This is a genomic window from Endozoicomonas montiporae CL-33, assembly GCF_001583435.1.
GTDB lineage: Bacteria > Pseudomonadota > Gammaproteobacteria > Pseudomonadales > Endozoicomonadaceae > Endozoicomonas_A > Endozoicomonas_A montiporae.
Genome location: NZ_CP013251.1, coordinates 2,390,658 through 2,404,142, shown reverse-complemented (window position 1 = coordinate 2,404,142; position 13,485 = coordinate 2,390,658). Strand labels below are relative to the sequence as shown.

Annotated in this window: 10 protein-coding genes; 6 read left to right on the top strand and 4 right to left on the bottom strand. The window is 49.6% G+C overall.

Features of this window, described 5'->3' with window-relative positions:
- Positions 1-20: 20 nt before the first annotated feature.
- The gene (cysS, locus tag EZMO1_RS10955; RefSeq protein WP_244886747.1) at positions 21-1,403 is read right to left on the bottom strand and encodes a cysteine--tRNA ligase; all 1,383 of its coding nucleotides are present in this window, start codon (positions 1,401-1,403) and stop codon (positions 21-23) included.
- Positions 1,404-1,489: 86 nt separating this feature from the next.
- Positions 1,490-3,160, bottom strand: coding sequence for a glutamine--tRNA ligase/YqeY domain fusion protein (locus EZMO1_RS10950; protein ID WP_034873227.1), 1,671 nt, complete (start codon positions 3,158-3,160; stop codon positions 1,490-1,492).
- 307 nt (positions 3,161-3,467) lie between these two features.
- Here EZMO1_RS10950 and EZMO1_RS10945 point away from each other — a divergent pair, with 307 nt between their 5' ends.
- Positions 3,468-3,959, top strand: coding sequence for a peptidylprolyl isomerase (locus EZMO1_RS10945; protein ID WP_034873226.1), 492 nt, complete (start codon positions 3,468-3,470; stop codon positions 3,957-3,959).
- Positions 3,960-4,679 (top strand): UDP-2,3-diacylglucosamine diphosphatase, encoded by a 720-nt coding sequence (locus EZMO1_RS10940; RefSeq protein WP_034873225.1) that lies wholly within the window; start codon positions 3,960-3,962, stop codon positions 4,677-4,679.
- A gap of 44 nt (positions 4,680-4,723) precedes the next feature.
- On the opposite strand, the gene EZMO1_RS10935 is transcribed toward EZMO1_RS10940, so the two are convergent.
- Complete coding sequence (locus tag EZMO1_RS10935) at positions 4,724-5,368, bottom strand: MiaE family protein (RefSeq protein ID WP_051789455.1); 645 nt, start codon at positions 5,366-5,368, stop codon at positions 4,724-4,726.
- A 170-nt stretch (positions 5,369-5,538) separates the two neighbouring features.
- Positions 5,539-7,329 carry a hypothetical protein gene (locus EZMO1_RS10930; protein ID WP_034873224.1) on the bottom strand — a complete coding sequence of 597 codons (1,791 nt, stop codon included), beginning with the start codon at positions 7,327-7,329 and terminating at the stop codon, positions 5,539-5,541.
- Positions 7,330-7,792: 463 nt separating this feature from the next.
- Here EZMO1_RS10930 and EZMO1_RS10925 point away from each other — a divergent pair, with 463 nt between their 5' ends.
- From EZMO1_RS10925 to EZMO1_RS10910, 4 genes are all read left to right on the top strand, one after another.
- Positions 7,793-8,653: a universal stress protein gene (locus EZMO1_RS10925; RefSeq protein ID WP_034873223.1), complete on the top strand. Its 861-nt coding sequence runs from the start codon at positions 7,793-7,795 to the stop codon at positions 8,651-8,653.
- 136 nt (positions 8,654-8,789) lie between these two features.
- Positions 8,790-9,482, top strand: coding sequence for a hypothetical protein (locus EZMO1_RS10920; RefSeq protein ID WP_034873222.1), 693 nt, complete (start codon positions 8,790-8,792; stop codon positions 9,480-9,482).
- 236 nt (positions 9,483-9,718) lie between these two features.
- Entirely contained in the window at positions 9,719-11,896 is a 2,178-nt protein-coding gene (locus tag EZMO1_RS10915; RefSeq protein ID WP_051789453.1) for a type I secretion system permease/ATPase, read from the top strand.
- Positions 11,893-13,308: an HlyD family type I secretion periplasmic adaptor subunit gene (locus EZMO1_RS10910; protein ID WP_051789452.1), complete on the top strand. Its 1,416-nt coding sequence runs from the start codon at positions 11,893-11,895 to the stop codon at positions 13,306-13,308. The genes EZMO1_RS10915 and EZMO1_RS10910 overlap by 4 nt, the downstream gene beginning before the upstream one ends.
- The last annotated feature ends 177 nt before the right edge of the window (positions 13,309-13,485 follow it).

Here is a 13,485-nt window from a genome sequence, read left to right as displayed (position 1 = left end):
AAATGTCGTTAATGACTGACTTAGCGCTCCACTCGCCAGGTCGTTCCCTGAGGGCCATCCTGCAAGCTAATACCCTGCGCAGCCAGCTCATCACGAATGCGGTCACATTCCGCAAAGTCACGGGCTTTCTTGGCATCGGCACGCTTCTGAATCATAGTCTCGACCCAGGCTTCATCCACATCGCTGCCTGACTTCAAAAATGCTTCAGCCTCTCCCTGAACAATACCCAGAATACCACCCAGCTTCACCAGCAATGCCGCCAGCGGCAATGCCTGCTGTTCATCGTCGGCACGAACCCGGTTCAGCTCACGCACCAGATCGAACAGAACCGCCAAAGCCACCGGCGTATTAAAGTCATCATCCATGGCTGCAAAGAAACGTTGCTCGAACTCGGAACCAGCCACAGCTTCAACACCATCCAGCTTCAGACCTTTCAAGGCCGTATACAGACGTTCCAGGCGGACAGCCGCTTCCTTCAGACTTTCCTGAGAGTAGTTCACCGGACTGCGGTAGTGCGAAGAGATCAGGAAGTAGCGCACCACTTCATCCGGGAACTGCTCCAGCACTTCGCGGATGGTAAAGAAGTTACCCAGACTCTTGGACATCTTCACATTGTCGATACGAATCGCCCCGGAATGCATCCAGGTATTAACGAAGGTTGCACCGTTGTGTGCTTCAGACTGGGCAATTTCATTTTCATGGTGCGGGAACTTCAGGTCAGAACCGCCACCGTGAATATCGAACGTATCACCCAGGCAGCACTTACCCATCACAGAGCACTCAATGTGCCAGCCAGGGCGACCATTGCCCCACGGGGATGACCAGAACGGTTCGCCTACTTTAGCGCCTTTCCAGAGCACGAAATCCATAGGATCTTCCTTGCTCTGATCCACGTCGATACGGGCACCGGCTTCCAGCTCTTCCAGAACCTTGCCTGACAACTTGCCGTAACCCTCGAATTTGCGCACACGGTAGTAAACATCACCATTACCCGGCGCATAGGCAAAGCCTTTCTCAATCAGGCCGCTGATCATATCGATCATGCCCTGCACATGCTCGGTTGCACGTGGCTCCTGGTCCGGAGGCAGATTACCCAGACGTTCAAAGTCCTCACGCATGGCAGCAATCATTCGATCGGTCAGTACATCAATGGTCTCGCCATTTTCAATGGCACGCCTGATAATTTTGTCATCGATATCAGTCACATTACGCACGTAAGTCAGGTTGTAACCTTTCGCCCGAAGGTAGCGGGCTACCACATCAAACGCGGTCACAGTACGGGCGTGACCAATATGACAGAAGTCGTATACCGTCATGCCACACACATACATGCGAACATGGTTTTCATCAATCGGCTGAAACGGCTCTTTTTTACGCGTCAGGGTGTTGTAAATCTGCAGCACTTTCAATGTCCTGTAGCCTGTCATTCAGGCAGTTTCTGCAACCCACAGCCACCATTAATGACTGAAGGCTGCTGTGCATCCTATCCTCAGACCTTCTTGGCCCAGGTATCTTTCAGTCCGATGGTCAGGTTGAATACCGGGTGCTCAGGGCTGTGATCGTAACGATCCGCCACAAAGTAACCTTCACGCTCAAACTGGAAGCCCTGCTCCGGCGCAGCATCCGCCAGACCCGGTTCAACCCAGGCCTGCTTCACTTCCAGAGAGTTCGGGTTAATATGGGTGATAAAGTCTTCTTCACCCTTGTCCGGTGCTTCGTGCGTGAGCAGACGATCGTACATACGCAGTTCAACCTGCTTGCCATGGGAGGCTGATACCCACTGGATCACTCCGCGTGGCTTAACACCTTCCGGCGGATTCTCACCCACGGTACCCGGCACATAGGAGCAGTGAATTTCAACAATCTCACCGTTCTCGTCTTTAATCACTTCGTCATTTTTAATCACGTAAGCGCTGCGCAGACGAACATATTCACCCTTGACCAGACGCTTGAACTTTTTGCGGGACAAGGTCGTATCTTCGGTGAAGTCACCACGGTCAATATAAAGCTCACGAGTAAACGGCAGAGTACGCTCGCCCAACTCCTTACTCGGATGCATCGGCGCCGTCATCTCCTGCACTTCACCTTCGGGCAGGTTGGTAATGACCACTTTCAATGGATTCAGTACCGCCATACCACGCGGTGCATTCTGGTTCAGATCGTCACGAATAGCGTGTTCCAGCATGGAAATGTCGGCAATACCATCGGTACGACTAACGCCCACCATGTCGGAGAACTTGCGAATAGAGGCCGGAGTGTAACCACGGCGACGCATACCGGAGACCGTTGGCATGCGGGGATCTTCCCAACCCGTCACAAAATTTTCATCCACCAGACGCTTCAGTTTGCGCTTGGAGGTAATGGTGTAGTTCAGGTTGGTACGGGCAAACTCAAACTGGCGCGGCTTATGGGGCACCGGCAGATTCTCGATAAACCATTCGTACAACGGACGGTGATCCTGAAACTCCAGGGTACAGATAGAGTGCGTAATGCCTTCGATAGCATCTTCCTGACCATGGGCAAAGTCATAGCTTGGATAAATGCACCACTTATCACCGGTCTGATGATGGCTCTGTTTGCGGATACGGTACAGCACCGGATCACGCATATTCATGTTCGGGTGCTGCAGATCAATTTTGGCACGCAGACTGCAGCTGCCTTCTTCGTACTCACCGGCACGCATTTTTTCAAACTCGGCCAGATTCTCTTCGACAGAGCGTTTGCGGTCAGCCGTTTCCACACCGGGAGTTTTAAAGTCACCACGGTTACGGGCCATGGACCCGGCATCCTGATGATCCACGTAAGCCTTGCCTTCCCTGATCAGGTGAACAGCCCACTCATAAAAGGTATCGAAGTAGCTGGAGGCATAGCGAACCTCGCCACTCCATTGGAAACCAAGCCATTTCACATCTTCCTGGATGCTGTCAACGTACTTCTGCTCTTCCTTTTCAGGATTGGTGTCGTCAAAACGCAGATTACACTGGCCACCGAATTTCTCGGCCAGACCAAAGTTTAAACAGATGGAAGTCGCGTGCCCGACATGCAAAAAGCCGTTCGGCTCTGGCGGGAAACGAGTATGGATAGAAGTTACTACACCTTCGGCCAGATCTTTTTCAATGATCTGCTCCAGAAAGTTACTTGGTTTGTCTGTTGTGCTCATTGCAACCAGTATCTTGGGAGGGAGATACCCGACTACTCACGATGCTCTCGCAGTTCTAATGGTGCAGTTCTGATAGCTCAGAACTAATGGAGAGTAGCCCAGCATCAAATTCATGAAACTTTTTCAAACATGCGAGACTACCATTATAATCACTGACGGTTCAACCAGATAACCAAAGACGCCACCAACGGCTTTTACACCGACGACATAAACGCCTAAAATGGCTGACTCTCCTGCCCTGAACCCTGTAGATGTTCTCAGGGCACAGTTATTTACTGAAACAATCCATTGAAACGACGGTAACCACATGGTTGTACTGCACACCAATTTCGGCGACATCAAGCTGGAACTGGACGCTGAAAAAGCGCCTAAAACGACTGCAAACTTTGAAGAGTATGTGAAAAGCGGTCATTTCGACGGCACTATTTTTCACCGCATCATCGACGGCTTCATGATTCAGGGCGGCGGCTTCGAGCCGGGCATGGTTCAGAAGTCCACCAATGCCGCCATTGAAAACGAAGCCGACAACGGCCTCAAGAACGATCGTTACACCATCGCCATGGCTCGTACCATGGATCCTCACTCTGCCTCCTGTCAGTTCTTTATTAACGTCGCTGACAACGGCTTCCTGAACCACTCCGCCAAAACCCAGGATGGCTGGGGCTACTGTGTATTCGGTAAGGTGACAGAAGGTACCGAGATCGTTGACAAGATCAAAGGCGCCAAAACCACATTCCGTGCCGGCCATCAGGATGTACCGGCTGAAGACATTGTTATTGAGTCTGCGGAACTGGTCTAAATGCAGGCGCAGTTCATTTCCGACCTGCACCTGACGCCCGAACGCCCGGACATTGCCCGGGCGTTTTTGCGATTTATGGATGAGCAGGCACCCAAATCCGACGCACTTTACATTCTTGGCGATTTCTTTGAGTACTGGGTCGGGGATGATGCCATGGAGCCGTTCCACCGGAACATTGCCGACAAACTCAGGCAGTATACCAACGCAGGCCACCAACTGTTCTTCATGCCCGGCAATCGTGACTTTGCAGTAGGTCGTCAGTTCCTCAAACGGACCGGAGCTCGCTGGCTCAATGACCCCTGCACGATTGAGCTGAACGGTGAAAAAATCCTGCTGATGCATGGCGATCTGTTATGCACCGATGATGAACAATACCAGAAGTATCGACGACGGATTCGCCATCCGCTGGTACTGGGATTCTTACGCCTGCTTCCTCTGAGCTATCGCAAAAAGCTGGGGGCTCGCATCCGTTCTAATAGTAAGGCAGCGAAAACCGGTAAAAGTCTGGAGATCATGGATGTTAACCATGACGAAGTGATTCGGGTCATGGAACAGTATCAGGTAAAAACCCTGATACACGGACATACACACCGTCCGGACACCCACACCGTGCCATTATCAGCAGGCACTGGTCAGCGCATTGTTCTGGGAGACTGGGATCAGTTTGGCTGGGTTCTGCCCAGTGACAAGGGCTTGCTTCAAGAACGGTTCAGCCTCTGACCACTTAACAGCGCCCGGCTCGCGAGCCACTTCACACAGAAGAATCAGCAGATTTTCAACGCAGGCTTGCCACTGTGAAAACGAAACTGCTGATCGTCTGATTCAACCGCCTGCTGATCAATGGCAGCAAATACGGCAATCCGATCGGAGATATCCGTTTGGGCAATATTTTCAGCCAGCATCAAATAATCCTTGAAATGCCGCCCTTCCGACAACAGCAGTGAGCGGTAGAATTTTGCCAGCTCATCGTCCACATGAAAGGCCAGTTTGTGAAACCGTTCACAGGAGCGAGCCTCAATAAACGCACCCGCAACCAGAATGTCCACCAACTGCCCGGGCTCCCGGGGACGCACCTGCTCTCGCATCAACCCCGGATAGCGGGAAGCCGATAACGGCCGGTAATGGACATTCCTTTTCTTCATCAGGGCCAGCACCTGCTCAAAATGCAGCAGCTCTTCCCGTGCCAGCCGCGACATTTTGTTTAGCAGATCTTCATGATGAATGTATTTGAACATCAGATTTAATGCTGTAGAGGCCGCCTTTTTTTCACAGTTTGCATGATCAATCAATAAGATATCTGAATTTTCTAATGCTTTTTCTATCCATTCACCCGGTGTTCCGCAACCTAAAAAAGCCGCCAGATCCGGAAACAGGTCCGACAAAGGAGCTGACAGGTTATTTCTTAACATATTTATATTCCCATACTGCATTTATTATCAGACCAGCGACGGTCGATGCACTGATAATGGCTCAAAGACTGCTATAGTAACCCAGTCCAGCCAGACTCTATAGTCATGCTTATCGGGTCATGCAATGCTGTTAACGGTTTTTCTGGGAATGTTTGAAAGCACAGAACAGGTTAATACAAGTTATTCTTTTTAATAATCTTAAGTAATAGCTCTCTAAGGTCATGAGTTTGCTGAGTCTTCAGATATCTAATGATCTCTTTAAGGTTATTGATCACTAGAATGGTCATAAATTCTTCATCCATTTCACCTGTTTCTCTCATAGAAAAAACTCCCCTCACATCCTCATCCTCTGGCAAAAGTTCCAGAAAGAGGCGCCAAGATTTATAAAAACCTTGTGCAAACATAGTGGCATCAATATCCTTACTTCCTTGAGCCCCAAGCAACATTTCATATGCCTGCTTTTTCATGTCTTCCTCGGGCAAGACCTTAGGCACGTCTTCAAAGCCTAAATTTGCAAACTCACTTGGTAAAAGATAGAACTCATCGTCTGATTCCCTCTCTTCTTCACTCCCTCTCCTCCCTCTCCTCCTTTTCCTCATTTCTCTCTTTCCTCTCCTATCAAGAAGGTTCCCACCCAAGTCACTGGATAATGATGGATTTTCGGTGTTTTCTCGTCTGAAAGGATCATCTTCTTCAGATGCATCCGGTTTAGAAAACTCGTCTTCAAGATAGCTTTCAACGGCTGTCAATGAACCACTAAAGGACTTTTTAAGTTGAATAATGATTTCGCTTACCGGCGTATTTTTTGGCCAGATTGACCCCCGTTTAACAATCTCTTCAAGGTTCTCCCCATATTTACTGACCAGTTTATCAATACCTGGTTCATACGAGCCACCACACGCTCCCTGTGGCTCTGCCTCTCTCTGGTCTGTACCAACATCCTGAAAAATTGACAAAACAAGATTCTTATCATGATTATTTTCCACCAGTAAATGCTTTACGATCCCTAAAGCACTTGCGCCCGGGAAATCAAAATTTTCAGCAATGGTCTGTATCATGCTTTCACCTAAAATCTTGACAATATCTTCAGCTAACTGATCCAAGCCGGGAGCATCTGACGAACTACCCGGATACATGTAGCTCACCAACGTTCCCCCCAAGCTTGAACGCCTTAACTCTAATAACCACTGCAACCTGTGAGGTATTTGCTTTTGCTGCCCAGACAAAAAGACACCAGCTCCAGCGTCAACTCCGCGTTGTATTAAACCTTTTTGAAACCGGGACAAAGAAAAAATATCCAGCCCGTCAAGGGTTGAGTCCTTATTGACAACTGCAGAGGGCAGACGGTTGAAAACCGTGTTGTCAATCATTGCAAAACCGTCCCCGGGCGGAAAGTGATTGTCATTCGTAGCGGTCAGGTGACTATCAACTTCTGGTTTATTGCCTGTATCAGTTGTATCAGTTGTATCAGCGGAAGACTTTTCAGCAACGGCAGTGGAAAGACCAACCATAAGCCTGAGTCCCTGCGGTATCCAGATTTGACCAGTATGGATTGTCATTTCTTTCTGGACCTCACCGCTGAACCAGCCGATTTTCAGGGTTCTATCGGTATTTTCAAATGATACCGGGCAGGGCATGTTCCCGAGACCAAACCACAACGGGTCTTTGAGATACAGGTGACAGATACTCGGTGAACGATCGCCCCACAGTTCATCACAGCCAGAAACCAGACGAGAGAATCTGTTATCAGGCAAGTCACCCGAGACGGAAAGGCCAACAGCAAGCTGAGACTGCAGCCCCCTGCCCGTTTCGAAGCTCCCGGTTATCAGCAAAACCAGACGCACTTCCTGATCGTCAGGGCAGCTGTGCGTATAGGAGCCAGACCCGCTATAACCCGACACCGGAATAAAAGAACTGATAAACGCCAGAAGTTTTATAACACTAATCAGAAAGCGTGCCATAGGTCGTTCACAGGGTAAGCTGAAACCAGCTCAAGTATTGGTGAAGATCCTGCCATGTCAAATCCTGTTCATTCATAACCCTGAAATTGATCAGACGTCTATCGGGCAAGCGTGACAACCCATGGCTGGTGTAATACCAATTCCGCTTTCTAAATATGACCATGAGCAAGCCATTCCGGGTCGCGGGACAATACCCTGAAGGGCATAAAGGCGGAACGACGAGTAATAGCGAGCTACTTGTGCTCTTTGGGGATTGCGAGGAGTTCCAATGCAGCTCCCGTGATTCAGAATGGCTGCACAATTCATGTTTAGAAAGGGGAATTGGTATAAGTTCTGGTTACACCATTGCAACTCGCCGTCGCTACTCCTAATCACCGACATTTTAATTGACACAGATCAATCGTTTGCCTTTTTTTATTGGGTAAGATCAGAGTCAAATAACAGAAAATGGAGTGTCAGAACCATGCGGGGAGTCGCCAAAATTCTTGTTGTGATTGATACGCGCAAGAAAAAACAGATCGCTCTGAATCGTGCCGTAGATATTGTAAAGGCAACAGGATCAGAGCTCCACGTATTGTCAGCTAATCCAAAACCATCGGAGGCATCCAGAGAAAAACTTGAAGCCTTTTCCGCCAGAATCAGGGATCAGGGTATTGAAGTCCACACTCAGGAAAAGTGGTCCAAGACTCTGGTGGATACCATCATCCATGTACGCCAGATGGAACGCTGCCATCTGGTCATCAAAGACTACAAACCCGAGGGGGGGCTGCTGAGCGCTTTTTCCACCCCCGATGACTGGAACCTGTTGCGCCAGTGCCGGGTGCCTGTTCTACTGGTTCGCCATGACCGCACCTATCACGGCTCTCATATGCTTGCAGCGGTTAACGGTGATCCGGACGACAAACACCATCATCAGCTGAATCAGGCTATTCTGCAAAACGCCCGAATCAGTGCCGACGTGTACGGTGCTACTCTGCATCTGTCCACCGCTCATCCAACCACTATGCTCGCCATTCAGGATCAGGGCGATGGCACTACGGACAAAGACCGCTACCTCAGTCACTGCCAGCAATACGCCAAAAATTACGGCATCATGCCCAAAGACATCCACGTCCGTCCGGGGCCGGCCGAATCACTGATACCCGAATTAAGTCGCGAGCTGCAGGTCAGCCTGCTGGTCATGGGCACCCAGGCCAGAACCGGCCTGCCCGCCGTAGCCCTTGGCAACACCGCAGAACAGCTGATTTCAGACATTGATACCGACTTGCTGGTAGTACAGCCCCGACACCATATGATTCCGCTGGAACGCGAACTGGAACGTTGACCACCTCACGAACCGCCCCAATTCTGAAGGCGGTTCCCCTTACCCTGCCTCGCCTTGCACTCCGGGCAATCCCGTCTACTTTTTAAGCTGGGTAGTTTGTATCGTTGTAAGACAGTTCTGAACTAGTGGAGATATTGTGCAGCAAAGTAAATTTTTCAGGGTTATCTGGCAATATAATGGACTGGTACTGGCTGTCGCAAGCACGTTGGCAATAGCAGTTCTGTCATTTATCTCCTATAAAGTTTTTAAAGAAATTGTTGTTGAAAGATCCATCACCAATGTTGTAAAAACTGATTCCGAAAAGGTAACCGGTGAAGGCTTCATGATTGGGTACATAGAGGATATCAATGATGGTGATCATCTTATTGCGCCATTAATTTCACAACAAAGTTATACAAAATCATATTACAACAAATCATCTTCTTCACAGAGAAATATGCTTTTCATAAACGCTGGAAAAAACTCATCTTCCTGGCTCTTTAATGATAATGAAAGTTTAATAACAGACTACAGACTGCTTTCAAACAAGGAAGCGGATAATAGTAAAAGTATTGTTAAAGCTATATTTTTTACCATTGCAAAAGCAGACACAAACGATGATGGATTTATCACTGATGAGGACATCAAAACGATTGCTTTATCTGATCCTGATGGCTCAAAGTACAAAGAAATTGAAACAAATATCAATAAGCTTCATGGGCATAAGTTTCTCAATAACAATCAGCTGGTCGTCATCTACGAGCAACAAGGTGTAGATTATCACGCGACAATAGATACACAAACATCCCAAATAGTAACCAAATCAAAGATTGCACAAATCGGCTTATAACAACAAACCCTTCAAACCAACGTGCAGGGGCGCGACCTGATACGAAAGTACTCTGAACTAACCGTTTATTTTCTGGTCATAACTACTGCCAATTCCGTTTTCTAAATATAAATTGGTTACCAACTGATGAACATCAGGTGCGTTCTGCTGGCGTGCAAAAGCTCCTCAGACAGCCTCTCTTTAGAGATCAGGCGTTCATCGTTTGACCACATTCAGGTGAGAGGGAACAGCTGTCTATGAGTGAAGATATACAAAGGCCGCAGGCCAGGGAAACAAAGGATGAGCAAAGCGTTTCCAGGCACGCCAGCCCGCTGCTGGAATGTCTGTTTCAGCTGTGCCGTCACTATCATATTACAGCCTCACCCAGCACCCTCATTGCAGGCTTGCCTCTTGAAAACGGTCAACTTGACACGCCCCTGTTCATCCGGGCTGCTGATCGCATCGGTCTGTCTGCGAGACCTCTGAAAAGCAGTCTTGACCAACTCAACAAACTGGTACTCCCGGCAGTTCTGCTACTCAAAAACAACAAAGCCTGTCTGGTCACTGACATTTCAGATGATGATCCTTCTGCCAAACAATACCGGGTGCTCAGTACCGAATCCGGAGGCTGCTCACTGGTCGAATGGGCTGCACTGGAACAAGAGATGACCGGAGAGGTGATTTTCGTTAAAGAAAAACACCAGTACGATGAAAGAACCCCCGAAACCCTCAATTTGCCGGAACGTCACTGGTTCTGGGGCACGCTGTTACGCTCCCGCAAAATCTACCGGGATGTCATTATCGCTTCCGTGGTCGTCAATCTGTTCGTAATTGTCAGCCCGCTGTTCATCATGAATGTCTATGACCGTGTGGTGCCCAACAACGCAACAGACACTCTCTGGGTGCTGGCCATTGGTGCCGGAGCAGCTTATTTCCTTGATTACCTGCTGAAAAAAGCCCGTTCTCACTTTATCGATATTGCCGGAAAAAAGTCCGACATCCTGTTATCAGCACAGATGTTTGAACAGACTCTCGGGCTCCAGTTTTCTGCCCGCCCGGTTTCTGTGGGCTCATTTGCCAGAAACCTGCAGGAGTTTGATTACATACGAGAATTCATCACCTCATCCACCGTTGCCACTCTGGTGGATCTGCCTTTTACACTATTAATTCTGGCGGTGGTCGGGCTGCTTGGAGGCCCACTGGTATTCGTGCCCATCGCAGGCATCGTGATCATCGCATTGCACAGCTGGTTTATTCAGCCCGGCTTGCGTGCCGCTATTGAAAACACCCAGCGTTCCAGTGCCCAGAAACACGCCGCCCTGATTGAAACACTCAGCGGTATAGAAGGTATCAAGGCCAAGAGCGCCGAAGGTGAGTTGCAGCACCGCTGGGAACAGCTGACCGGACACATTGCCATGTGGGATATCCGCACCCGTTCCCTGACCACCTCTGCCGCGACACTGTCGGCTCTGGTAATCCAACTGGTTAACATTGGCATTGTGGTCTGCGGGGTTTACCTGATTGTCGATCAGAGCCTGAGCATGGGCGGACTCATTGCCGCTGTTATGCTGTCAGGCAGAAGTCTGGCGCCTGTTGCCCAGCTGTCAGGACTATCAACCCGTTACTATCAGGCAAAGTCAGCCCTGATCGCCCTGAACAAGGTGATGGACTTGCCTGTTGAACAGCAGAACCACAACAGTTCTCTGAAAACACCGGATATCTCCAAAAACATTCTGCTGGATCGTGTCAGCTTTCAATACCCGAAACAACACGGCGTCGCACTGAACAACATTAGCCTTGAAATCAAAGCCGGTGAAAAAGTCGCTGTCATTGGTCGAATGGGATCTGGCAAAAGTACCTTTCAGCGCCTGTTAATGCGTTTCTTTACACCAACCGCAGGCCATATCCGGGTCGATGGCATCGACCTGCAACAGCTGTCACCTCACGAACTGCGCGATCGCATCGCCTACGTTTCACAGGACACCCAGCTGTATTTCGGCACCATCCGGGACAATATCGCCCTGGGCGCTGGTTATGTGGATGATGAAAAAGTGCTGGAGGCTGCAGAGCTATGTGGTGTCACTGAGTTTACCAACCGTCACCCACTCGGCCTGCAAATGCCGGTGGCGGAAAGAGGCAGCAACCTGTCCGGCGGGCAACGTCAAAGTGTTGCACTGGCCAGAGCCCTGCTGAGCAACCCCAGTGTTCTGCTGTTTGACGAGCCCTGCAGCGCCATGGACAGCCTGACGGAATACCAGTTCCGGGAACGACTGAGAGAGCTGGCTGCAGACAAGACCCTGATCATGACCACTTATAAAAGCAGCATGCTGGAACTCGTTGATCGCATCATCGTCTTTGATCGCGGCAATCTGATCGCAGACGGGCCAAAGGACAAAGTCATTGAAGCTCTGGAACAGGGAAAGGTGACGTTATGAAGCAATCAACAACATCCACATCAAAAACGTCCACATCAAAAACGTCCACATCAAAAGTGTCCGCGTGGCAACGCCTGCTATCCAGTATCAAACACTACCGCCAGCAGCAGTTATCCATGGAGTACATGCCCGATACCAGTGCTGCCATTCTGACCCAGTCTCCCAGAGGGGGGCGTTTGCTGATTTACCTTTGTCTGGCAACTGTCGTCATTTTTCTCATCTGGGCAGGGTTTGCCAAACTGGATGAAATTGCCCGGGGCACAGGCAAGGTCGTTCCTTCCTCCCGGGTTCAGGTCATACAGAATCTCGAAGGCGGCATCATTTCCGACATTTATGTCAGTGAAGGTGACCGTGTTGAGGCCAACCAGTCACTGATGCAGCTGGACAACACACGGTTCCTGTCATCATTCCGTGAATCTGAAGTTGAATACTCCAGTCTCAAGGCCACAGCCTATCGTCTGCGCAGTGAAATCGACGGAACCGAACTGCAGTTTGGCGATGATGTCCAGGCTCAGGAAAAGGACATTATCCGTGAAACCAACCTGTTCAGAAACCGCCGCCAGACTCTGAACACTGAATTAAAAATTGCCCAAGAAAAAGTCAACCAGAGTCGTCAGGAGCTGAGTGAAATGCGCTCCAGGGAAAAGCACCTGAAGAACAGCCTGAAGCTGGCAAACCGGGAGCTGGAACTGACCCGACCACTCGCTAAACAGGGCGCGGTATCCGAAGTGGAGCTGCTCCGGCTGGAGCAGCGGGTCAATGAACTGGCAGGCGATCTGGACGGCGCACGCTTAGCCATTCCAAGGCTGGAATCAGCATTGCAGGCAGCTCAGCAGCATGAACCTGAACTGCACCTGAACTTCCGGCAAAAAGCCCTCCATGAACTGAAAGAAAACGGTATCAGGATGGCTCAGCTCGAAGAAACACTGACAGCCCAGAAAGATCGGGTAAACCGGACTCTGGTGCGCTCTCCTGTTGATGGCACCGTTAAAAAAATAAACTCCAACACATTGGGCGGTGTTGTTCAGCCCGGCATGGAGCTGATGGAAGTCGTGCCCTTCCAGGACCAGTTACTGATCGAAGCCCAGATTCGCCCCAAAGACATCGCTTTTCTGAGAATGCGACAGCCCGCCATTGTCAAGATAACAGCCTACGACTTCGCCATATACGGCAGTCTCAGAGGGCAGGTCGAACATATCAGTGCGGATACGATTCAGGACGAAAACGGCCAGAGCTTCTATATTGTTCGGGTCAGAACGGAAAAAAGCCATTTGGGCAGCTCCGAAAAACCACTGCCGATCATCCCGGGAATGCAGACCAGTGTTGATATTCTGACCGGAAAGAAGTCGGTGTTGGATTACATACTGAAGCCTATTATTCGAGCCAGGAAAAACGCCATGCGGGAGCCATGACCAGAGCAATGATCCGAACAGCAGCCTGAAAAAGGCATGCCGTTTATCAAAACGCACCCGTCATGGTGCCTGAATGAAATATCACAAATACCTGAACGAAGTTTCAAAAACAACAGGTGCGATAAAGACAATAATTTATCCGCCAGAACAAGAATTTTGACATGAAGTTGTCAGCAG